Annotated in this window: 23 protein-coding genes; 10 read left to right on the top strand and 13 right to left on the bottom strand. The window is 33.5% G+C overall.

What is annotated here, in order from left to right; translation table 11 throughout:
- Window positions 1–28 precede the first annotated feature (28 nt).
- From NAAC61_RS04915 to NAAC61_RS04895, 5 genes are all read left to right on the top strand, one after another.
- The gene (locus NAAC61_RS04915) at window positions 29–2,020 is read left to right on the top strand and encodes an alpha-amylase family glycosyl hydrolase (protein WP_202695406.1); all 1,992 of its coding nucleotides are present in this window, start codon (window positions 29–31) and stop codon (window positions 2,018–2,020) included.
- A gap of 15 nt (window positions 2,021–2,035) precedes the next feature.
- Window positions 2,036–3,496 carry a DEAD/DEAH box helicase gene (locus NAAC61_RS04910; RefSeq protein ID WP_202695405.1) on the top strand — a complete coding sequence of 487 codons (1,461 nt, stop codon included), beginning with the start codon at window positions 2,036–2,038 and terminating at the stop codon, window positions 3,494–3,496.
- Entirely contained in the window at window positions 3,423–4,331 is a 909-nt protein-coding gene (gene priA / locus NAAC61_RS04905) for a replication restart helicase PriA (protein WP_202695425.1), read from the top strand. Before NAAC61_RS04910 ends, priA begins: the two co-directional genes overlap by 74 nt.
- Window positions 4,332–4,415: 84 nt before the next feature.
- On the top strand, window positions 4,416–5,015 hold the full coding sequence (hpf, locus tag NAAC61_RS04900) for a ribosome hibernation-promoting factor, HPF/YfiA family (protein ID WP_012209231.1): 600 nt from the start codon (window positions 4,416–4,418) through the stop codon (window positions 5,013–5,015).
- A gap of 139 nt (window positions 5,016–5,154) precedes the next feature.
- The gene (locus NAAC61_RS04895) at window positions 5,155–7,671 is read left to right on the top strand and encodes an alpha-amylase family glycosyl hydrolase (protein WP_103065424.1); all 2,517 of its coding nucleotides are present in this window, start codon (window positions 5,155–5,157) and stop codon (window positions 7,669–7,671) included.
- Window positions 7,672–7,730: 59 nt separating this feature from the next.
- Here the strand turns inward: NAAC61_RS04895 and NAAC61_RS04890 are convergent, their stop codons facing one another.
- Entirely contained in the window at window positions 7,731–7,973 is a 243-nt protein-coding gene (locus NAAC61_RS04890; RefSeq protein WP_012209229.1) for a glutaredoxin family protein, read from the bottom strand.
- 286 nt (window positions 7,974–8,259) lie between these two features.
- Here NAAC61_RS04890 and NAAC61_RS04885 point away from each other — a divergent pair, with 286 nt between their 5' ends.
- Window positions 8,260–9,120, top strand: a complete 861-nt coding sequence (locus tag NAAC61_RS04885) for an alpha/beta hydrolase (RefSeq protein WP_233186698.1) — start codon at window positions 8,260–8,262, stop codon at window positions 9,118–9,120.
- Here NAAC61_RS04885 and NAAC61_RS04880 read toward each other — a convergent pair.
- Entirely contained in the window at window positions 9,109–9,639 is a 531-nt protein-coding gene (locus NAAC61_RS04880; RefSeq protein ID WP_103065422.1) for a hypothetical protein, read from the bottom strand. The two genes, NAAC61_RS04885 and NAAC61_RS04880, sit on opposite strands and share 12 nt — an antisense overlap.
- Here NAAC61_RS04880 and NAAC61_RS04875 point away from each other — a divergent pair.
- Complete coding sequence (locus NAAC61_RS04875) at window positions 9,626–10,072, top strand: GIY-YIG nuclease family protein (RefSeq protein ID WP_081429278.1); 447 nt, start codon at window positions 9,626–9,628, stop codon at window positions 10,070–10,072. The two genes, NAAC61_RS04880 and NAAC61_RS04875, sit on opposite strands and share 14 nt — an antisense overlap.
- Here NAAC61_RS04875 and NAAC61_RS04870 read toward each other — a convergent pair.
- The 6 genes from NAAC61_RS04870 to NAAC61_RS04845 form a co-directional block, all read right to left on the bottom strand.
- Complete coding sequence (locus NAAC61_RS04870) at window positions 10,062–11,303, bottom strand: hypothetical protein (RefSeq protein ID WP_103065421.1); 1,242 nt, start codon at window positions 11,301–11,303, stop codon at window positions 10,062–10,064. The genes NAAC61_RS04875 and NAAC61_RS04870 overlap by 11 nt on opposite strands.
- A 149-nt stretch (window positions 11,304–11,452) precedes the next feature.
- A complete protein-coding gene (locus NAAC61_RS04865; RefSeq protein WP_202695404.1) occupies window positions 11,453–12,628 on the bottom strand; it encodes a penicillin-binding transpeptidase domain-containing protein in 1,176 nt (391 codons plus the stop codon).
- Window positions 12,589–13,161, bottom strand: coding sequence for a hypothetical protein (locus NAAC61_RS04860; RefSeq protein ID WP_202695403.1), 573 nt, complete (start codon window positions 13,159–13,161; stop codon window positions 12,589–12,591). Before NAAC61_RS04860 ends, NAAC61_RS04865 begins: the two co-directional genes overlap by 40 nt.
- Window positions 13,142–13,555 (bottom strand): hypothetical protein, encoded by a 414-nt coding sequence (locus NAAC61_RS04855; RefSeq protein ID WP_103065419.1) that lies wholly within the window; start codon window positions 13,553–13,555, stop codon window positions 13,142–13,144. Before NAAC61_RS04855 ends, NAAC61_RS04860 begins: the two co-directional genes overlap by 20 nt.
- A gap of 19 nt (window positions 13,556–13,574) precedes the next feature.
- Window positions 13,575–14,219 carry a hypothetical protein gene (locus tag NAAC61_RS04850; RefSeq protein WP_202695402.1) on the bottom strand — a complete coding sequence of 215 codons (645 nt, stop codon included), beginning with the start codon at window positions 14,217–14,219 and terminating at the stop codon, window positions 13,575–13,577.
- Window positions 14,220–14,253: 34 nt separating this feature from the next.
- The gene (locus NAAC61_RS04845) at window positions 14,254–15,273 is read right to left on the bottom strand and encodes a rod shape-determining protein (RefSeq protein WP_103065417.1); all 1,020 of its coding nucleotides are present in this window, start codon (window positions 15,271–15,273) and stop codon (window positions 14,254–14,256) included.
- A gap of 199 nt (window positions 15,274–15,472) precedes the next feature.
- On the opposite strand from NAAC61_RS04845, the gene NAAC61_RS04840 reads away from it, so the two are divergent.
- The 3 genes from NAAC61_RS04840 to speE are packed head-to-tail and all read left to right on the top strand — an operon-like array spanning window position 15,473 to window position 17,288.
- Window positions 15,473–16,009 carry a helix-turn-helix domain-containing protein gene (locus NAAC61_RS04840; RefSeq protein ID WP_103065416.1) on the top strand — a complete coding sequence of 179 codons (537 nt, stop codon included), beginning with the start codon at window positions 15,473–15,475 and terminating at the stop codon, window positions 16,007–16,009.
- 14 nt (window positions 16,010–16,023) lie between these two features.
- Window positions 16,024–16,422, top strand: coding sequence for an adenosylmethionine decarboxylase (speD, locus tag NAAC61_RS04835; protein WP_012209220.1), 399 nt, complete (start codon window positions 16,024–16,026; stop codon window positions 16,420–16,422).
- Complete coding sequence (gene speE / locus NAAC61_RS04830) at window positions 16,422–17,288, top strand: polyamine aminopropyltransferase (protein WP_012209219.1); 867 nt, start codon at window positions 16,422–16,424, stop codon at window positions 17,286–17,288. The genes speD and speE overlap by 1 nt, the downstream gene beginning before the upstream one ends.
- A 47-nt stretch (window positions 17,289–17,335) precedes the next feature.
- Here speE and NAAC61_RS04825 read toward each other — a convergent pair whose 3' ends face one another.
- The 5 genes from NAAC61_RS04825 to NAAC61_RS04805 are packed head-to-tail and all read right to left on the bottom strand — an operon-like array spanning window position 17,336 to window position 21,980.
- Window positions 17,336–18,352, bottom strand: coding sequence for an SPL family radical SAM protein (locus NAAC61_RS04825; RefSeq protein ID WP_012209218.1), 1,017 nt, complete (start codon window positions 18,350–18,352; stop codon window positions 17,336–17,338).
- Window positions 18,321–19,157: a 5'-methylthioadenosine/S-adenosylhomocysteine nucleosidase family protein gene (locus NAAC61_RS04820; RefSeq protein ID WP_012209217.1), complete on the bottom strand. Its 837-nt coding sequence runs from the start codon at window positions 19,155–19,157 to the stop codon at window positions 18,321–18,323. Before NAAC61_RS04820 ends, NAAC61_RS04825 begins: the two co-directional genes overlap by 32 nt.
- 9 nt (window positions 19,158–19,166) lie before the next feature.
- On the bottom strand, window positions 19,167–20,570 hold the full coding sequence (dnaX, locus tag NAAC61_RS04815) for a DNA polymerase III subunit gamma/tau (protein ID WP_012209216.1): 1,404 nt from the start codon (window positions 20,568–20,570) through the stop codon (window positions 19,167–19,169).
- Entirely contained in the window at window positions 20,567–21,184 is a 618-nt protein-coding gene (locus NAAC61_RS04810) for an IMPACT family protein (protein ID WP_202695401.1), read from the bottom strand. Before NAAC61_RS04810 ends, dnaX begins: the two co-directional genes overlap by 4 nt.
- Window positions 21,174–21,980 carry an SAM hydrolase/SAM-dependent halogenase family protein gene (locus tag NAAC61_RS04805; RefSeq protein WP_121515216.1) on the bottom strand — a complete coding sequence of 269 codons (807 nt, stop codon included), beginning with the start codon at window positions 21,978–21,980 and terminating at the stop codon, window positions 21,174–21,176. The genes NAAC61_RS04810 and NAAC61_RS04805 overlap by 11 nt, the downstream gene beginning before the upstream one ends.
- Window positions 21,981–22,002 lie beyond the last annotated feature (22 nt).

Genomic DNA, 22,002 nt, shown 5'->3' with positions numbered 1-22,002 from the left:
TTTTTTCATTGATAGGGGGGTTACTTTCATGAAGAAAGCATTATTCGTTGTCATGATACTTACTTTTGCTGTTGTTTCTTTTTCTGTTAGCACTACGTTTTTATACTCGAAAGAAGCAACTTCTGTTTATTTAGTTGCCAGTTTTAACAACTTTGAGCCTATTGCCATGGAAAAAAGCTTCACCGGACTGTGGCGTTACAATGTTGATTTAGAACCTGGTGAATACCTGTATAAATTCATCGTAGATGGAAAAAGAACGATAGATTTTTCAAACGAGGATATAGAAACCTATAACGGTGAAATCTTCAATGTACGCACCGTTCAGGAATCATTTGTTTTTCCAAAAGTTGGCGATGGCTCAGTTAAAAAGGTTTATTTCGATAACGAAAGAAGATATATAAATCCGGTTCAAAAGGGCGAAATATATCTTTCAATAGAATTCGAAAAAAATGATGTTGAAGACGTTGAACTACAAGCCAACGCATCCTCCATACAAAAATCTGTAATAGAATCAAGCAACACCATCATTTATAGGTTCCACGTATTTACCGAAGCTGAAGTTTTAAAGTATAGATTTTTGATCCACGATAGCGAAGAAATAATATACGGTTTCAACGGAACAGAAGAGTTTTTTGAATTCGACTTTAATCATCCTATAATTTCATATTTTGATATACCAGAATGGTCGAAAGGAAGGATCTATTATCAAATATTTCCTGATAGATTCAGAAATGGTGATACTTCCAATGATCCACAAGGAACCTACAGTTGGAACGGTCCACATAATAGAAATTCTCTTTCTTTTGGTTTTTATGGTGGAGATCTGCAAGGGGTCATTGACTCAATTGATCATTTAGAATACATTGGTGTGGAAGCCATCTACTTCAACCCCATTTTTGAAGCTCAGACTCCCCATAAATACGATACAACAAATTATTTAAAAATTGATGATTCTTTTGGAGACGAAGAAGTCTTTTCTAATATGCTAGAGGCGTTACATGAGTCAGATATCAAAGTAATCTTAGATGGCGTATTTAATCATACAGGAACAGAATTCTTCGCGATGAAAGAAAACTTTCTCAAACAAGAAGAATCTGATTATTTGGACTGGTACTATATTAAATCATTCCCCATCAAAAAATCTACAGAAAGTTACGAAGGTTGGCATGGGTACGCTGATCTCCCGCAATTAAACAATGAAAATCCTGAGGTGAAGGCATACATAAATCAGGTAATTGGTAAATGGATGAGTTTTGGTATAGATGGTTGGAGAATGGATGCGGTTGATCAACTCCCTGAAACTTATTGGTCAGCTCTTTACGAAAACATTAAAAACATAAACCAAGAAGCCCTAGTTGTCGGAGAATTTTGGAGAGATGCCACTTCTTATTTTGAAGATCCAAGTTTCGACTCTGTAATGAATTACATCTTCAGAGATGCGGCTATCGCATATGCCAAAGGTGGAAGGGCTATTAACTTTGTTAATACCACTAACGCATATATAGACAAATATCCACCACAAGTGTTGCATGGGTTATGGAACCTTTTGGGTTCACACGATACTGAAAGAATTCTAACTGCTCTCGGTGAAGATACACAACGAATGAAATTAGCTGTCGTACTTCAAATGACGTTTATAGGGTCACCTCTAATATATTATGGTGATGAGATAGGCATGACGGGGACCACAGATCCATTTTGCAGAGTTCCATTTTACTGGGATGATAGTAAGTGGAATATGGAAATTTTAGACTTGTACTCTCAGTTGGCGGAATTAAGAAAAGAAAGTGATGCCTTGAGAAAAGGTGATTATACAGTACTGTATGCAGATGAAAGTGTTCTAATTTATGAAAGACGCTATCAATCAGAGAATGTCATAATTGCACTAAATTCTAAAGATTCACAAATTGAAATTGAGTACGATTTGAACGGAAGTTACAGAGATATCTTAACTGGAGAAAGCTTTAATACCATAGAAAAAATGCCAGGTAAAAGTTTTCTTGTACTTGTTAGCGAGTGAAATTGGAGGATTTAGATGTATTATTATGAAGTAATCCCCATAGGACAAATGGTTTTTAATGGGTTTACCTATAAAAGCGATAAAAAATTAGATATAGGTCAAAGAGTTATCATTGATTTAAGAGGTAAGTTCCTTCCTGGTTTAGTTTACAAAGAGTCTGAAACTACAGAATTCGACAAAATAAAAGAAATCGCATTTCCATTGGATAATAAGAGTTTTTTAAATGAAAAGCACATCAAACTTATGGAAAAGGTAAGCTCAAAATTTATGGCTCCTATTGGGGAGGTTGCAAGATTGTTTTTTCCTCCTCTTTCTTCGGATATTTATAAACTGAGAATTACACCAAAAAGTTCTTTTTCTCCTATTCAAAAGCCTATTTTTTACAAGCAATTTTTAAAATCTTTTGATAATGCTTCAAAAGCCAACAAGCAGTTAAGAGAATATTTAGATTCAAATTTAATTGAGATAGAACTATACAGAAAAGAAATTACAAAGAAAATAGATAAGTTTGTTAGCCTAAAAATGGACTTAAAAGAGATGTGGAAGTTCAATGTGTCAAAATCTGCCAGAGAGGTAATAAATTATCTATCCATAAACGGTGAAACCTTAGAAAGCGATCTGTACTCACAAGGTATTTTGAAAAAAGGTTCCACCGTTTTGAACACTTTATGGAAAAAAGGTATAATTGAATTATCTGAAGGTTTCCCAATTTACGAAGAAAATACAGAAATTTCTTTAAATGATGAACAGAGGCAAGCAGTTGAAGCAATAAAAGCAAATTCTGATAAACCACATTTATTGTATGGGGTTACGGGGAGCGGTAAAACAGAAGTATTTTTTGAAGTTGCAAGGCCTATCTTGGAAAATGGCGGGAAAGTCCTTCTTTTAGTGCCAGAAATCTCTTTAACCTCGGAGCTAATGATCAGGTTAAAAAAACGATTTGCTAACTACAATGCAGCGTTTTACCATTCCGGACTTACAAGTAGCGAAAGAGTACAAACTTGGTACAAAGCCGTGAATGGTGAATTGGACTTAGTCATAGGAACAAGAAGCGCCATTTTCATACCCATGAAAGATTTAAAAATGATTATAATCGATGAAGAACATGATCAATCTTACTATCAGATAGAAAACGTTAGTTACGATGCGATAGATACGGCTTGTTTTAGAAAAGATTTAGAAGACATTCAACTGATACTTTCATCAGCAACACCACGGGTGATTGATCTGTACAAGGCAAAAGCGAACTTTTTTTATCTTGAAAAAATACATACAAGGTACTTTACCGAAATGCCTGAAGTCCAAATAGTTGATATGAAAAAAGATGAAAAATATAACTGGATATTCAGCAAAAAGGTAGTAGAAAATATAGAAATTTCTTTGAAAAAAAAACAAAAAAGTAATTGTTTTCACGCCAACAAGAGGATATGCCAATTATGTAATTTGCAGCGACTGCGGATATATATTCAAATGTGATGAGTGTGATGTTTCATTAACCTTTCATAAAAATGAAAGAAAATTAAGATGCCATTACTGTGGAAAGGAAAGTGAATTACCAAATTTTTGTCCAAAGTGTGGAGGCTTTAAACTTCAAACAAGAGGTTTCGGTACGGAACGGGTTATGGCTGAATTGGCTAAATTGTTCCCTTCACAACCTCTAGTAAGGGTTGATAGGACGGTTATAAAAACATTCAAAGATTTACGAAACACTTTTAATTTCATGAAAGAACCAGGGAAAAAGATCGTTGTTGGAACTAAGATGATCACTAAAGGTTTGGATATTCAAGATTTAGATTTAGTAGTCATTCTTGACGCTGACAGATATTTCAACTTTCCTGACTACAACGCTCAAGAAAGCACAGCCTCTTTGCTGATGCAGGTTGCAGGAAGATCTGGCAGGAAAGAGAAAGGCAAAGTTATCATTCAGAGTTTTCAACCAGAGAATCATATTTATAAATCTTTAATTGATCATAATTTTGACCTAATTGCAGAGAATGATCTTGAACAAAGGAAAATATACGGATATCCTCCGTTCGTCACATTATTTATGATTTTAGTGAACAACCCTTCCGCTGACAAAGCAAAGGCTAAAGCAAATGAAATCGTCGAAGAGTTGAGTAAAATTGAAAATCAAGTTGATATTGAAATATTGGGACCCGTTGTGCCAATCATTTCCAAATTAAGAGGGAATTACAGGTATCAAATCATTATAAAAAGTAAACAGAAAAATCATGACTTTTTATACTCAACGCTTAAAAAACATTTTAGAGACATCAAAATTTATGTTAATCCCCCCACTACGTTAGTATAAATATTACTCTGAAAACAATATTCATATTTAATGCAAAAATATAGATATAAGTATAGCAACTATTCAAATCTGGAGGTGATTTAGATGGAGTATAAAGTTTATACAAAGGAAGTAGAACTTACCGAAGCTTTAGAGAATTATATCGAAAAAAGAATGAGTAAACCAGACCATTTGCTCAAAAAACATCCTGATATTGTCTCTCCTTCTGATGTCAGAATAACAAAAGAGAGGGGCATATACAAAGTTGAAATAACTACCCACATTAATCCTTTAAGTAAAATCATAAAAGTAGAAGAAAGAAGTAACGATCTTTATGAAGCTATTGATGAGGTAACAGACTCTTTGGAAAGAAAAATCAGAAAACTAAAGAATCGTTTACAAGAACAAAGTAGAACAGATAAAAAGGCACGTATGGAAATAGAACAAAATCTTCAAAATCCTGACATTAAAAATCTTGATTTAGCTGAAGAAAATGAATCAGAAATTGAAGAAAAACCTGATGCTCCAAAGATTGTGAGAACAAAAAATTTTGATCTAACTCTTATGAGCGTTGAAGAAGCAATGTTACAAATGCAACTTTTAGGCCATTCATTTTTCGTTTTCAGAAATCCAGACAATGATGCTATAAGCGTTCTTTATGAAAGAAAAGATGGAGACTTAGGCCTCATAGAATTCAATGAATGATTGTTAAACACCTAAAGGGATGCACAATGCATCCCTTTTTTTATGCGTATTACTTGGATTTGCACGTCGCTCAAATTTATGTTATAATTTTTTAGTAAAACGTTTCCATTATTACAAAAGTTAAAAGGAGGATGGAGAAATGAAAAGATACTTAGGTTTAGTAACATTGTTTCTTTTTTTAGCTTCCTTTGTTTTTTCTGGAACACCTTCTCCAAATTGGGAAGATCAGATCATCTATTTTGTTATGATAGACAGGTTTGCAAATGGAGATACTTCCAACGATGTACTAACAGATTCAGGAATAGAAAGTGGAATAGTAAACTCAAAGTACAATGGTGGAGACATCCAGGGTTTGATCGACCAGTTAGATTATATAAAAGAATTAGGGGCAACTGCAATCTGGGTTACACCGCCTGTCGCTAACCAATGGTGGGATGGAAGTGTGAATTATGGAGGTTATCACGGTTACTGGGCAAGAGATTTTAAAAAGGTAGAAGAACATTTTGGAGATGTAGAACTTTACAAAAAATTTGTAGAAGAAGCTCACAAAAGAGGTATGTATGTAATTCAAGATATCGTAGCGAATCATACGGGTAATTTTTTGATTTACAAAAACGGACGATATTTTTTAAACAATCAAAGTGTTCCAACAAACAAACCCGACCAGTATCCTTTCAATATGAATGATTATAACGATCCAGAACAAAGAAAATTGAATGTTTATCATTGGCCCTCTGAAATTAAAAATCCAAACCAATATAATACCGAATTTTCTCAGTTAGATGATTTGAACACTGAGAATCCTTTAGTGATTGAAGCTTTGAAAGATTCTTACACTTTTTGGATAGAAGAAGCGGATATAGATGGTTTTAGGATAGATACCGCTATATATGTTCCAAATGAATTTTGGGAAGAATTTTTAAATGGAGAAAATGGAATATATGAAATAGCGCAAAAAGTTGAAAAAAATGATTTCTTAACTTATGGTGAGGCATGGATAACACCTCAACCGTTCACGAACGTAGCGGAGAAATCTTTAAATGAATATATGGAAATTGGATTTAATTCAATGTTAGATTTTCCTCTTCAAACGGATATCAAGCGTGTGTTTAAAGAAGGAAAACCAACATCTTACTTGGAGTATCGATTAAATCAAAGAGAAACTATGTACAAAGATCCTTCAAGAATGATAACCTTTATTGATAATCACGATATGGATAGATTCCTAAAAGGTTCTGATATAAACAGTCTCAAGCAGGCCTTAACTTTTATATTCACTATTCCAGGAATACCAACTATATATTACGGTACCGAACAAAACTTTGTTGAAACACGGGCAGCAATGTTTGAACAGGGATTTGCTTCTGGAGGAGTTGACCACTTTGATACAACAACACCTACCTTTCAGTACATCAAAGAATTAACTGAATTAAGGAAAAATATACCAACCTTCAGATATGGAAAAGTAGAAGTTCTCTTCGCAGATGAATTAGGTCCAGGACCTTTCATTTATAAAGTAAAAGATGAATCAAAATCTTATATTATTTTGATGAATACATCTTCCAATAAAAAACATGCTACAGATGTTGATTTAGGGATTGATGAAGGTACCATTCTTAAACCCATTTTAGTAAACAATATGATTAACAAAGAAATCGTATACTCTTCGCCTTTGAATATCTTGTTAAACGCTAAGGCAATCGGTATATTCGAGGTAACGAATGAAATTAACCCTGTCAAGGAAGAAGAAGTATCTGTAGAAATTACAAATTTAGAAGAAGGTCAAACCTTCTCTGAAAACTTCGTATTAAAAGGAACAGCATCAAACGCAAAATCTATTCAGGTAATCGTTGATCGTGAGGAAAAGGAATATGCTAAAATCAATCTCACACAAAAACAAAATGAACCTTGGGAAATCCCAATAAACATCTCGGATTTCACACCTGGGCAACACAACATATTCGTTAAAGCCTACGGAAGAACTCCATTAATAGTTGATTATTCAGAAAGTTATAATATTAATTTCGAAATTCCAATGGTGACTCTTAAAATAGTTGAAGACTCTCTGGGAGACGATAAAGGACCTAATGGAACTTATTCTTACCCAAAAGACCCAACTTTCAACAAACAGATGGATATTAAAGAGGTTGAATTGATACAAATTGGAACTATGCTTAGGATGGTTGTAACTATGGAGAATGTGACTGATATCTGGAACCCTGCAAACGGATTCGATCATGTGACATTTCAAATCTTCTTCGACGACCCTGACAAAAAAGGAGCAGTAGAATTACCATTTCAAAATGCAACTATGCCTAATAGCTTAGATTGGGATTACGAAGTTTACGCAACCGGTTGGGGTATCAGTCTTTTCAGTTCAGAGAACTCATCAGCTAATAAATATGGTGATCCAATAACTCCTGCCCCTACTACGCAGGTTAATAAACAAGAAAATAAAATAACCTTTATGATTCCACTTTCAACACTTGACACAAGCGACCTTTCAGGATGGACTATTTATATAACAACATACGATTACGATGGAATCGAAGGGGTCTTGAGACCATTATCACCAAATGGAGGACCTTGGTCGTTTGGGGGAGGTAACCCAACCGATCCGAAGATAATGGACGATGTTTTGATAAAGATTGATTGAGAAAAAAACATAGGGTCTAATTTTAAAGACCCTATGTTTTTATAATTGAAATTGTTTTTTTAGTTTATTCCCAGCATACTATCGATTTTGTTTTTATCAAAACCGATTATATACTGACTCCCTATTTGAATTACCGGAGTCCCCATTTGATGAGTCCTTCGAACTAGTTCTTCTGCTGCTTTTGGATCTCTTGAAACATCTACTTCACTAAATTTTATTCCTAGCTCTCTAAAATACGATTTGGCTTTTCTGCACCAAGGACAGTTTGGAGTTGTATAAACCTTTACTTTTACATGTTGCATGTTATCTTTCAACCTCCTATACCCTATATAGGTATTTTTTATTATAATAACAGAATTTTATAATGTTTATTTTAAGAAAAAGTAAATATAACTTTGTAAAATAGAGATGCATAAATGTCAATTACATGTATAAAATACGAGGTGATAAACAACGGACTACATATTTGAATATCCTAAACTTCCGATAAATTACAAAGTAAGAGAAGAAAACGATTATTATGTTTACACTTTCCACACTGTGTACACTGATCCCATTTACAAAGAAAACGAAACTCAGGTAATTCATATGTTTAAACCTGAACAAAAAGTTAAAGGGGATATAATCTTTCTACATGGTATTGGACCCAACAACGTTCCATATCTTGAATGGTACGGGAGGTATTTCAAAAAATTTGGCTACAGAACGAGTGTTGTGATCCTTCCTTACCATCTGAGTAGAAAACCAAACGATGTAGAAGATGGTGACCCTTATTATTCACCTGAACCAAATGAGTGCACAGTACTTTTTCATAATTCTGTAAAAGATGTTCGAAGAGCAATCGATTTACTTGAAACCTTCGATGATTTTTCGGAAAATCATTTGTACTTAATGGGGGTATCTTTTGGAGGAATCATTGGTACTATGAGTTTAGCTCTCGATAAGAGGATTAAAAAAGGTATCTTGATGATCACTGGTGGGAATTGGAGATGGATAAACTTTTACTCACCATATACGGAAAAAGTTAGGGAAAGATACGCAAAAGAAAAAAATTCATTTGGTTGCGATTCCGAAGAGTTTTGTAAAAAATTTAGAAGTGATGCGGCTAACTTTGTAAAAAATAATATCAATTCTATAGATGATATATTCCAAAAAACACCTATTACTTGTTATCATTACGACTCGCTGAGTTATGCTAAGTTCGTTAATCAACCTGTTCTTTTTATAAAAGCTCTTTTCGATAAAATCATGCCACATAAAGCCACAAATGACCTTCAAAACTTATTACCAAATAAAAAAGTCAAAGGTCTGTTGGCGGGACATAAATCAAGTTATATATTCAAAAGAATTGTGGGGCGTTGGGTGATTAATTTTATAGAAAAAGACCAGCCCCAAGAGATATCGGAGAAAAGTAATAAAAGAGAAGAAGTTTTAGAATCAAACCGTTAGATCCAAAGTTAATCCTAAAATAAACTCCAAATCTAAAGAAGAGCTGTTACTTTTATAAATTTCTAAAGATTGAAGGATGCTGATTAACTTTTTAATTTTTTCTGGATCCGTTTCTGTTCTTAATTCATTCGTTATTTTTTGAATTTCTTTTTCGATCTTTTGCTTTATATCTTTTGTTTCCTTGGTGTTTTTCTCTGTATTTTGCAGTTCATAAACGGGATCTTGTGGTGAACTTTTGTCTATTTCTTTTTTGTACAAAATAACAGCTTTAGATTTTCCTCCAACGGCAGCTAAAAATCCTCCCCTTCTTTTAAGATTAAGGTCGATGTCTGTATATATAACAATTCCACCTTTTTTCAGAGCCTGAGATTTAAATTGGTTTATATTCCCCAACTCATGGGCTGCCACCCTAAGTATACTCAAAGAAGCAGGGGAACTGTTAGCCAATCCAAGCTCGCCCGGGTCTAACTTGTAGCCCAAGTATGGGTTAAAATGCTCTGGCTTGATGGAGTCAATCATAAAAATCACCTTTCTCTTGGGAGGGATAAAGACGAATAAAGGATCTTACATTTTACTGATTGATATAAAAAAAGACTTTACAGTAAACTTACATCACAAAGAGATAAAGATCAACAAAGGATTGTACGCCTATATAGGTTCTGCTATGAAAAACCTTTACCAAAGAGTTGGCAGACATATGACTTTCAAGGAGAAGGCATATCAAAAACACTGGCATATAGACGGCATTTTAGAAAACAATGAAAACAAAATAATATTTGTCGCGATGCTCCCTTCAGATAAACGCCTTGAAGAAGATATCTCAAAGGAATTCGCCGAGAGATTTCAATTTATTAAAGGGTTTGGTGCCAGTGACTTAACTGTAAAATCAAATCTTTACCTCGTAGATAATATCGACTATTTTTTTGAAATTATTAAGAGTTTTATTCTTTAAGTACAGTTTTAATTGTCATCCTTATTTTTACCTCATCTATTATATCGAAGACAATATCAATTTTACCTTTTTCTGAGTTGTTTTTTAAATTTTGATAATTTCCTTCTACTTGCATTTCTTCTATTTCGATATTGGGTTCAAACATACTCAAGTTAACGATTTGTCGATCATAGCTGAAATTCTTGACTGTGATCAAAAAGTCTACTATTCGGGAGTTTGCCGATTTAACTTCAACATCCGACAATTTTTCTATCTTATATTGTACATCCCAACTCTCCCCTAAGTTTATCTTGAGCGTGTCTCCAACGGGAGTATCATTAATGTACGCTAACTTTATCGGAAAACTTTCATTATCGAATTCTTCGTGTATCCAGACTTCTCCCGAAGGTAACTCTATCCCTAAACCATTGTATTTTGTGTTTTCTACGTGTCTTATTATCTGGGTTTTTGTATAATTTGTTATATTGGTGTACAAAGAAAAATTAATTACGTTTCTGTCTTGGTATGATAATATATCGTTTTGAGATATCCTAACATTCATTAAAGTATTTTGAAAATTGACTTTTCCCAAATTCATTGTATAAGTTTGACTTAGAATTGCCTCTTTTGCAACCATTCCAAAATCATCTTCATTAACCATACGTGTGCTACTCAATAACTTTGTACTCTCTATGTAATCACGAGAAGACAAGTTAAGATATTCATTAACTAAGTATAGGTTGGTTTGCCCAACAGGAACGCCGTTGAATTGAACGTTTTTGTTGAAAGTTCCATCACTTTTCATTTCATAGATAACTTCCCACGAACCTTCTCCTCTTAAAGCAATTACAGCACTTTTAGGGTTTTTCAATAGAATTTGAGTAGTGGGTTGGATCTTATCTTTATTCTTTTCATCAGTAACGCACCAATGATTTAATTGAGGGTTATAAAATAGAATTTCATTTGTTCCAATGATCTTGTAAACATTTTCATCTATGGCTTCAATAGATTTTTGAGTGTAATCTTCCAATGAAGCTATCTTAAAAGGAAAGTGTTGATACACCTTTTTAAGTTCCCAAGAATCCACTCCACTGATCCAAAGTACATCAAAACCATCAGGAACAAGGAAGGAGGTTTCGTTAGAAACGTTATAGAACAGTTGAACGTCTTTAAAGATGAAGGTATAATTCTCAGACAAAGCCGTCATACTTAAAAAAACGATGAGCATCAAAAATATAAACATTTTCTTCATTAACATCATCTCCTTTTGAATTTTTGAAAGGACCTGGGGTCCTAGTCATGTATGGGAGAGCTCAGCCCTGTAATCCTTTTTTAAAAGCAGAATTTTCTTTATAACAGTATCTATATCTATAGCGCCCTTCCCCCGCTCCCCACCCTTTTTTATTGAATATGATATTTTTCAAGTAGATCATCGAGTATCTCTCTCGCAATAGGTGCTGCACCGGTGGACCCCATCCCTCCATTTTCTATTACAACCACAATCGAGTACTGTGGATCATTTGCTGGTAAAAATCCAGCGAACCATGAGTGAGCAGGTTTTCCACCTCCTACTTCTGCGGTACCTGTCTTTCCTGCTACCGTTATTGGAAAATCCTTAAAAGACTGATAAGCAGTACCTTCTTCACCAGATGGTCCACTGAAAGAGGTCACTTCTACCATACCCTGATAGATGTATTTTAGATATTCTTCGTTCATTTCGTATGAATCTCTCAGTAAAGGCACGTTTTTATTTATAATGTTTCCAAAAATATCTTCTTCCCTTTTAAATAAGCTGAATTGATAATATTCTCCTTCTGTAGCAAGAATATTATATATTCTTAGAATTTGAAGTGGAGTCATAGTGATGTATCCTTGACCTATATACGTTAATAATGTTTCTCCTGGATACCATATAGTATCAAATTTCTCATACTTCCATTCAGGGTCTGGAAAAATCCCATTTTTTTCATTTGGTATTTCTATACCTGTCTTAGAAGTAATATCAAATCTATCCGCGACATTTTCCAAATAGTCTATTCCCAACTTTTCACCAAGCCAATAATAATAAGAGTTAACCGATGCCCTCAAGGATTTCACCAAATCGGTTTCACCATGTCCTAAAGTATACCAATCGTAATAAGATGCGATAACGTTACCTTGAGAGTTCTTTAAATCGTATCTTCCAGTCGAATTTATGGTTGCTTGGGGAGAGATTCCCCCTTCAAGGGCAGCATATGCAACAAACGGTTTTATAATAGACCCTGGAGGATACAATGCGGATGTAGCTCTATTTAACAATGGCATATTATTGTCATTCAAAATTCTTTGAAACTCTAAATTACTCATTCCTTGGGCAAACAAATTCGGATCAACCGAAGGATGACTAACAAAGACCAATATTTCTCCAGTTTTTGGTTCGGAGATTATCACCGAGCCATTGTAGTTATTTTCTTTTAAATAATTGTAGGCTTTGATCTGTAAATCTAAGTCCAAAGTTAAATAAATATTATTCCCGTCAATAGAATGGGCTTGAGCAATTATAGGTGAAACTGATTCATTTGTAGCAATATTGACCATTTTGTACCCAGCTGCCCCTGTAATTCTTCATCAAACACCAATTCTAATCCTGATCTTGGAGTACCTTCATTGTCCACATAACCCAAGACATGGTACAAAGATTCGTGGGCATACTTTCTTATATATCTTTCTTCAACTTGTAGATTTTTGTCAATGCTTCCTATCTTTTGAGCTGTTACAGAATTTATTTCTAAATTCACTCTTTTTTGAAAATTTAATTTATCTATTATAGTATACGGATTATCCACTACATCTTTCAGAACTTGATACAATTCAGCTTCTGTACCTTCACTCAACGTTCCTCCTAAATTTGTTAAGTTATATATCCTTTGGTTCCATGCTAACAAATTTCCATTTCTATCGTATATATTTCCTCTTTTAGGAGAATCTTTTACAATTCTTGTTGATAACTCTTGAACTTCCATTGAATATTTATCCCAGTTTAAAATCTGTAATTGAAATGATCTCGCAAAAAGTAAAGCAATACCCAAAAAAAATAAAGAAAACAGTATTTTAGCTCTTTTTTCTTTCATTGAAAACCAGCCTCATGTTCATAAAATATAATACAAAGACGATAATCATATCCCATAAAAAAGGATAAAGAGAAGAAGTAATGACACTCATATACAGCGACAAAACACCCACGTATATCAATGCTTTAATTAAAGTCATTTCCAATTGATGTAAGAAAAAGTTGATGAGAAGAAAGATGGCAAAAAAAATTATTGCAAGAAATCCCAATTCAAACCTAGAATTGAAATAGAAAATAGTATATATCAATACGAGGAAAAGAAGTCTAGTATCATCTTCTTCAAAGTTTGCCACATATAACGCAATTATAGGAAAAACAAAAAAAAGTATTTCTCCAAGCCATCTATCAAACGAAGCGGTAATGAGGGCTAATAAAAAGTAAATTAGATACATCATATATTCTCACTTCTTTACTTTAGTAAGGAAAAAAGTAAACTAAAAAATCATCGATCATCACAGGGTTGAAAAGATAAAGATCTCCATATTTAGAAACAATTTCACCTGATAAAAATATACCTTCTTTTTCTCCGCTTTTTACATAATCGGGAAGATCCATGTTTAGGTGTTCGTCCATTATTACATTATAATTATCAGGTATTTCCACCAACAAATTACCTTTATCTTCTTTTATCAACACATCTACGACACCTATTTTTCCAAAAAAATCTTGGTTTCCCCAACCCAATTTTCTAACCACTACTCTATCTGAAAATGTATTTTCAACAAAGCCTAAAAGATTTCCATCTGTAGAAACGGCTAAATAACCTTTTTCTAAATTTCCTTCATTACTCGTCAAAACGTTAAAAGAGCGCTCTGTTTCACTCAAAATTATACCTCGCGGGATCGTTAAATCTACATTTTCGATCTCTTTACTTTCAATTAAATAAATAGGTTGTTTTTTAATTTCATCTAAGATATTAGAAATTTTTTCAGCACTTGCATTTCTTTCTGAAATCTTGAAATGAAGCGTTGAAAAAAGCATATCAACCGGGTAGGTTAGAGGTTTTAAAATACCTCCCAAGCTTTCAAAAGTATTAAATAAAATCGAAATAAAGATCAAAATTACTAAAAATAAAATCCCAAAATATCTCATATTAAGCTTTTTGAGATATACTTTTTATAAGGTTTATCTTATCAATAACCATCCCTGCCCCTCTTGCCACACAAGTTATTGGATCATCCGCTATTACAACTCTTATCAAAGTTTCCCTTTCTAATAGCTCTTTTATCCCCTTTATCAAAGCCCCTCCACCAGCCAAAAATATACCTCTATTTACTATATCATACAAAAGTTCAGGTGGAGTTTCTTCGATAGCCAATTTAATATTTTCAACTATCTTGTTAACCGGTATCCGCATCGCATTTCTTATCTCTGAGCCTGTGATCGTAACACTTTTTGGAAGGCCGGTTAGAACGTCTAAGCCTATCACTTCCATGCTTAAATCATTGTACTGAGGACTATCAAAAACATTTCCAATTTCAATTTTTATCCTCTCAGCAGTTTTTTCTCCTATTACCATATTGTATTTTGATTTTATGTGATTGATAATTTCCTGGTCGATTAAATCTCCCGCTACCCTTATAGATTTGGATAATACAATATTTCCAAGTGAAATTACAGCTATTTCTGTGGTACCTCCACCAATGTCTACGATCATATTTCCCGAGGGTTCTTCTACATCCAATCCAGCTCCAATAGCAGTTGCCATGGCTTCTTCAATCAAAAAAGCCTTACTAGATCCCGCATCCAAGGCTGCTTCTCTCAAAGCATTTCTTTCCACCTGGGTTGCATCTGTAGGTATTCCAACAACTACCATTGGTTTAAAAAAGCTAAAACCATTCAATGCAGTGTTTATAAAATACTTAAGCATCGTCATAGCCACATTGTAATCTGCTATTACCCCCTCTTTAAGAGGCCTGATGGCGATTATATTAGCAGGCGTTTTCCCAATCATTTTTTTTGCTTCTTTTCCTACTTTTAGCAATTCTGAAGTATCTTTGTTGATAGCTATGACAGAGGGTTCGTTTAGAATTATCCCTTTACCTTTCATATAAACTAAAGTGTTTGCTGTTCCTAAATCTATACCTAGATAAGGCCTCAAATACGATCGCATTGCTTAAAAGTCCTCCTTAAAAGTATATTATGCTCCCCACCCCACTAGTTATTAGTATAACACAAACAACTCAAAATTGATGTTGTAGAAACATAAATGTAAATTGTTGTAATTGACAAATATAAAATAAAAATTTATAATATTAACCGACTTGTTTAATTAACTGTGCATTTTTGATAGTTTATTGGAGGAACCTTGAATGCAAATAGGTGAAAAGATAAAAAGCCTTCGAATAATGAGAAACATGACCCAAGAGGAGCTCGCGACGAGATCTGATTTAACTAGAGGTTTTATTTCCCAAGTTGAACGGGATTTAGCTTCTCCTACCGTTGAAAATTTGGAAATGATTCTAAGAGCCTTAGGAACTGATCTGAAAGACTTTTTTTCAAATCTTGAAAATAAGGAAAAGATTGTTTTCACAAAAGAAGATAGAATACCTATATATGATACACCAGCAGGGGTTAAAGCAGAACTTCTTTTAACAACGTCAGAACCAAAAAATATAGAACCTTCTTTGGTAGTTTTGGAACCAGGTTGTTCAACGGATATTGAGAAACCTCATGAAGGTGTGGAATTGGGATATGTGATCGAAGGAGAGATAGAGTTATACCTAAACAAAGAAGTTTATTTGGTACGCAAAGAGGAAACTTTTTTTTATTCAGCAAATAAGAAGCATTTCATAAAAAATAAAAGTAGTACAAATTCAGCAACTCTAATATGGATAGAAATATTTTAAAGGAGGATTGAGAGATGGCTAAATCCCTAGGAAGGCATTTGATAGCCGAATTATACGACTGTGATGAAGAGATACTAAACGATGTTGAACAAATAGAATACTTAATGAAAAAGGCAGCCATTGAATCAGGGGCAACAATAGTTACTTCAACATTTCATAGATTCTTACCTCATGGGGTAAGTGGAGCAATAATTGTTTCTGAATCTCATTTGGCAATTCATACTTGGCCTGAATACAATTATGCTTCTTTAGATATATATACTTGTGGAGATTCTGTAGATCCATGGAAAGCTTTCTATTATCTAAAAGATGCTTTAAATTCAAAAAGACAGGAAAGTCAAGAATTCAAACGAGGAGTCTTTTCTTCAATAGGAATTCCTGAAAATTCCGCTCATAAAATAGAGGTGAGTTGATGGCTGAAAATAATTTTAACTTTCCACATACTATTTTTACCGAGTACGATAAAGTACATAATGTAGGAGTTTTCACAGAAGTAACTAATCACATTTATACCGAACAAACTGAATATCAAAGAATAGATATATACGAAACTCCAACATTTGGAAAGTTATTCTCATTAGATGGGTTCATCATGACGAGAGATTCAGATGAATTTGTTTATCATGAAATGATCTCACACGTTCCTTTGTTCATACATCCTGATCCCAAAAAGGTTTTGGTAATCGGTGGAGGCGATGGAGGAACTGTCAGAGAAGTATTGAAACATGATTCTGTAGAGAAAGTGATCCTTTGCGAATTGGATAAAAAGGTTGTAGAAACTGCTTTAACGTATTTACCCAACATTTCTTATGAGTTAAAAAATCCAAAAGTAGAAATAGTCTATGAGGATGGAAGTAAATTTGTTTCTCAATTTAAAGATGAGTTCGACGCTATATTGATTGATTCCACTGATCCCACAGAAGGTGAAGGTGGACTACTTTTCACCGAAGAGTTTTATCATAAATGTTTTGAAGCCTTGAAGGAAAACGGAGTTTTCTCTGCACAAACAGAGGAGCCTTTTTTAAGAAAAGAATGGATGATAAGGGCGTATAAAAGAATCAGCAATACCTTCAATGTAGCTCGATTGTACATGGGTTATGTACCTCAATATATGCCGGGTACATGGACATGGACATTTGCTTCAAAAAATTTGGATCCAATAAAAGATTTTGATCCTGAAAAGGTTAGGGAGTTTAATAAAGAACTTAAATATTACGATGAAGAAGTTCACGTTGCATCTTTTTCTCTACCTGTTTTTGTAAAAAAATTAATCAATTGATTCATTAAATAATGGCGGACATTGGTCCGTCTTTTTTTCTAAAACAATCAAACTATGTATATGTTTCTTTTATCATATATTTTTTCCAACTCTGAAGAGACGAATTCAATCATTTTACTTTTTAATTCCTCAGGGTAAGTGGATACACCATTTGCGGTTTGATAAGGGAAAAATGCAATCGGGGATTTAAAAAACTTTTTAAATCTTTTTAAGTAGTCAGACGGCATTCTGAATACTCCCAGTGTAATCGCATTAATCTTCTTTAAGTTAATGTTCTGTGATATCTGGTTAATGAACGCCTTATATTTCTCTCCCCAATCTTCTCCTATATAAAGTATAGGATCCAACGCTAAATTGACTTTCCAACCTTTTTGTAGTAACTGAGATATAGCCATTAGCCTTCTTTCTAAAGAGGGGGTGTTTTTTTCATATTTTGCTATTACTTCTTGGGGGGATATACTCCATGTAATGATCAAATTTTCTAATGGAGAGTAGTTCAAAAATTTTTTATAATTGGTTGTTTTAGTCCTAATTTCTATAGTTATCAAAGGGTTTGCCTTAGCAAACTCTATCCATTCTTTTAAAAATGGGTAGATCCCTTCAAAAAGAAGGATATCTGAATCATACGATATGCTTAGATAAAGCTTCCCTTCTTCACTTAACAATCTGCTTAATTCATGAAAGTAATCTGAGAGATTAACAAAGAATAAAATGTGGGAAGAGAAGTTCATACCTTTCAAATAACAGTAATCGCAATCGAACAGACAATTAACTATGAAATTTGTGTAGTAGAAATTTTGTTGTTCAAAGTCATGGCACAAAGGAGACCCTTTATAGATAAAATCACCCTTGTTAACTGCTAGAATCAAAGACAGTGAGAGTTTTTGTAGAAAAGGGTTTTGGTTCTTTCTAGAGAATATTTCATTGTAGTTATCTATATATACTATCTTACTTTTGCTCAGCTTGCTAGTAATTTCATTTGTTAGGGAGTAATTTAAAGCTTCTTTTTCAATGTAGATGTGTGAGAAGGTTTCACTTGTATAGTTTTGATTTGAGATCTTCAAAAGTCGCATCCCTTTCTTTTTGGCTTTTTGGAATGTAGTTAAAATATTCTTCTAAGAATAAAGGGCTTACTTTCTTATTAGATTTGAAATAGGCATATGCATTTTCAAGTTGTTTGGTCTGTGAGAACGTTAGCTTCAAACCTTTAGATACCTTCTCTATGATTTCTTCGTCTTGTTGTTGAAGAATAGGGTGAAATAACTTTAGTAGAGAACTCACCAATTTTGTGAAAGAAAAAATTTCTTCTAATTTATCGTTAATCAACTCATCTATATTCTTTTTAGTCAATCTTTCTAATGGTTGATTTTTACTTACTTTATCGGAGACTATTTTTACTACATATATCTGATGAACAGATAAAAATTTTGAAGCAATCTCAAAAAAAGCCGATGATTCCATATCGACTAGGTCTTCTTCAAATTCATAATTGCTGTTGAGAATATCTATACTTTGAATGGAACCTTCTTTTAGGTTGTGTTCGACTAAGATATCCGTATAGTACTTCCTTTTTCTTTCATAATCTACTACTTTATTAACTAAAATTAGATCTCCAACTTCAAATTTGTTATTTAAGCTACCACATATTCCTATGTTTATTGCATAATCATTATGGGGATAACCTTTTAAGGTATCTTTCAATAGATAAGATGTAGCTCCGGCTACGTTGATTTTTCCTACGCCTGATACTACAAGGTTGACTTCGTCATCGTGATAACTCTCAAAAGGTCTATCTGTTGTTTTTTTTAAATTTAAATATTTTATTATCGCTCGTGCTTCAACACCCATTGCAGAGATTATATTAAGCATGTAATTCCCTCAGAACAGTTTCTTTTCTCTCAAATTGGCTTTTTCTTTTTGTTGGGTCAGACTTTCCACCTCGCCACCTTCGAGAGAAAAAGTGATTTCGTATGATCCATCGATCAGCAAAAATATATTCACCTTTAATTCATCTACATACTTTTTTAGGATTTCATATTCTAACTTTTGGTTTGAGGAGAATTTGAAATGTATTTTATTGTTTTCAATTTCCGGATTCGAAAATAGCATAGCGAAGTATATAGCCATGTTGGACTTCTTCTCGTGTGGATCGCTGAAGTAATCAAGAATCTTCTTCATAATTGGGTGTTGAGTTTCTTTGGGAACGGATTCTGTGGCTACTTGTTTTCTTTTTGGAGTTGTTTCTTTATCATAAGATATAGTTGAGGAAGTAGTTGAATTTTTATGCATGAAATCTAAGATCTCCACATCGAAAATCAACCTTTTATTTTCACTGTATTTTAAATCTTTAAGTATATCGTTGAATGTCCCCATTAAGTGAATTAAGTTACTTCTTTTCTCGTTAATTAGTGAATCAAAAATATATTCTATGGATTGCTCCAAAAGAATTTCTGGATCTTTCCCTAAATTGAAAAGATCTTCAGATTGCGCCAAAAATTCATCGATTTTTGAATTGTAGACATTTTCTATGAATTGAACAATAAAATTTTCATCGAACAAACCTAGTATATCGAGGGTGTCTTGGTGAGTGATCTTCTTCTCTCCAAATTTTTCTACTTGTTCCAACATCGATATGGCATCTCTCATCCCACCTTTTGCCCTTTTAGCAATGATTTCTAGGGCGTCTAACTCATATTCTATTCCTTCAGAGCTTGCTATATTTTTCAATCCTTCTACTATTTCATTCTGACCTAAATTTTTGAAGTTTATAATTTGAGCCCTAGAAATGATGGTATCAGGGACTTTTTCCAAATTTGTGGTTGCTAAAATAAAAATAACATGTGAAGGTGGTTCTTCTAACGTTTTTAATAGCGCGTTGAATGCTTCTCTTGTCAACATATGAAATTCATCGATTATATATACTTTGTATTTCCCATAGACTGGCCTGTAATTGGAGGAGTCCCTGATGTTTCTAATTTCGTCTATTCCTCTATTCGAAGCCGCATCCATTTCAATTACATCCAAAAAACTGTTATTGTTTATAGAAACACAGTTCTCGCATTTGTTGCAAGGATTGTACCCTTGAGGATCCTTACAATTTAATACCTTGGCAAGTATTCTGGCGGTAGTGGTTTTCCCGGTGCCCCGCGGACCCGAAAAAATATAAGCATGAGAAACTTCTTGCTTGTTCAAAGCGTTTTTAAAGTATTTTACTACATGAGGTTGTCCTAAAATTTCATCAAAATCTTTTGGTCTGTATTTTCTATATAAATTATTGTTCACAAAGTTCCCTCCGAATTGCCGACAAGATTTAATTTGTACACCTTGTTTTTTATTAGTGATAACACATCTTCTTTGTTATCCTCTAATACCTCAAATATGAAATAAACTTCGTCTGAAAAGTTTTGCTTTATTATTTTGAAGTTATTCTGTTTTTGCATGAGGTTTTGTATGAAGGAAAAATTACTGTAGTCACATTTTGCCTCGTAAATAAATACCTTTTCATAGGTAACCACTTTAGAAGATTTAACAACATCTTCAGCTGTTTTAGAATAGGCATCTATTAAACCTCGAATCCCTAATTTAACTCCTCCAAAATACCTCGTAACAACAATGGTCACGTTCAAGAGACCAAATTTTTCAATTACACCGTATATAGGTTTGCCAGCGGTGCCTGATGGTTCATTGTTATCGGAATAATTAGCGATTTCTCTTCCTCCCTCATGCACCTTATAAGCCCAACAGTTATGCGTGGCGTTATTGTACATTTGGGAAATCTGTTTTATAAATTTTTGTGCTTCATCAACCGAATTGGTCTTTGCGATATTACCAATGAATTTTGACCTTTCTACAGTGTATGTAATTTCGATCGGATCTTTTATTGATTTATAATTCAAGATATATCTTTATCTTCCCTTCAAAATCATCGGTTAGGTTAAATTTATTAGCCGCACTGGATTGATTTGCAGAAATCTCATAGAATCCTGAGCTGTCAACATGTAACAATAATTCGCCCTTTTTAACTTCAGAGTAGTTCTTCACGACCCTAACAACTTCTTTTGTACCGTTTATTTCAACTGTTACCTTTTTGCTTAGATCTAAATGTTCTATATAGTTGGAAGATAAGTTAGTTTCGATATTTCCAAAATCATCTGAATATAAATAATCACATATTATTTTGTTATCTTCAATGATAGGTCTTTGCACATCTAAATTTGCTAATTTTTCAGTTTTGGGTCCAAAATGATCGATATTGATACCTTTAGAAATGTATGCAGCCACTGGTGCAAATATATCACGCCCATGAAATGTTGATGAATAATCGGTTTTATAGAAAAATCTCTTGTCGGATAGCTCAACAGATTTTTCAACTCCGAACTCTTGCATCACAAAAGTAAATAAACCATTATCTGGTCCAACAAAATAATAGTTGTACTTTGACGTTTTCAATGCGATCGGTTTCCTTGGGCTACCTACGGTTGGATCAACAACACACAAAAAGACGGTCCCTTCTTCAAAATCTTGACAGGCTCTAAAAATTATAGCTGCATACTTCTTTATATTAAAATGTCCAGCACTGTGGGTGATATCAATTATATCAGCATTTTGATTTATTCTTTTTATAACAGATTTACAAACAGAGACATAATATGAAGATAGCCCCCAATCCGTTAAAAAGGCTATATGATTCACCGAATTAGACCTCCCTTATTCC

It is taken from the genome of Petrotoga sp. 8T1HF07.NaAc.6.1 (assembly GCF_016772115.1).
Lineage (GTDB): Bacteria > Thermotogota > Thermotogae > Petrotogales > Petrotogaceae > Petrotoga > Petrotoga mobilis.
Note: the sequence above shows the minus strand (reverse complement) of the source record. Positions and strands in the feature narration are given on the sequence as shown.

Excerpts from the sequence above, each read along its gene's own strand:
- NAAC61_RS04915 (WP_202695406.1), top strand. The coding sequence starts at position 29 with ATGAAGAAAGCATTATTCGTTGTCATGATACTTACTTTTGCTGTTGTT.
- NAAC61_RS04910 (WP_202695405.1), top strand. The coding sequence starts at position 2,036 with ATGTATTATTATGAAGTAATCCCCATAGGACAAATGGTTTTTAATGGG.
- hpf (WP_012209231.1), top strand. The coding sequence starts at position 4,416 with ATGGAGTATAAAGTTTATACAAAGGAAGTAGAACTTACCGAAGCTTTA.
- NAAC61_RS04895 (WP_103065424.1), top strand. The coding sequence starts at position 5,155 with ATGAAAAGATACTTAGGTTTAGTAACATTGTTTCTTTTTTTAGCTTCC.
- NAAC61_RS04890 (WP_012209229.1), bottom strand. The coding sequence starts at position 7,973 with ATGCAACATGTAAAAGTAAAGGTTTATACAACTCCAAACTGTCCTTGG.
- NAAC61_RS04885 (WP_233186698.1), top strand. The coding sequence starts at position 8,260 with ATGTTTAAACCTGAACAAAAAGTTAAAGGGGATATAATCTTTCTACAT.
- NAAC61_RS04875 (WP_081429278.1), top strand. The coding sequence starts at position 9,626 with ATGGAGTCAATCATAAAAATCACCTTTCTCTTGGGAGGGATAAAGACG.
- NAAC61_RS04880 (WP_103065422.1), bottom strand. The coding sequence starts at position 9,639 with ATGATTGACTCCATCAAGCCAGAGCATTTTAACCCATACTTGGGCTAC.
- NAAC61_RS04870 (WP_103065421.1), bottom strand. The coding sequence starts at position 11,303 with ATGAAGAAAATGTTTATATTTTTGATGCTCATCGTTTTTTTAAGTATG.
- NAAC61_RS04865 (WP_202695404.1), bottom strand. The coding sequence starts at position 12,628 with ATGGTCAATATTGCTACAAATGAATCAGTTTCACCTATAATTGCTCAA.
- NAAC61_RS04860 (WP_202695403.1), bottom strand. The coding sequence starts at position 13,161 with ATGAAAGAAAAAAGAGCTAAAATACTGTTTTCTTTATTTTTTTTGGGT.
- NAAC61_RS04855 (WP_103065419.1), bottom strand. The coding sequence starts at position 13,555 with ATGATGTATCTAATTTACTTTTTATTAGCCCTCATTACCGCTTCGTTT.
- NAAC61_RS04845 (WP_103065417.1), bottom strand. The coding sequence starts at position 15,273 with ATGCGATCGTATTTGAGGCCTTATCTAGGTATAGATTTAGGAACAGCA.
- NAAC61_RS04840 (WP_103065416.1), top strand. The coding sequence starts at position 15,473 with ATGCAAATAGGTGAAAAGATAAAAAGCCTTCGAATAATGAGAAACATG.
- speD (WP_012209220.1), top strand. The coding sequence starts at position 16,024 with ATGGCTAAATCCCTAGGAAGGCATTTGATAGCCGAATTATACGACTGT.
- speE (WP_012209219.1), top strand. The coding sequence starts at position 16,422 with ATGGCTGAAAATAATTTTAACTTTCCACATACTATTTTTACCGAGTAC.
- NAAC61_RS04820 (WP_012209217.1), bottom strand. The coding sequence starts at position 19,157 with ATGCTTAATATAATCTCTGCAATGGGTGTTGAAGCACGAGCGATAATA.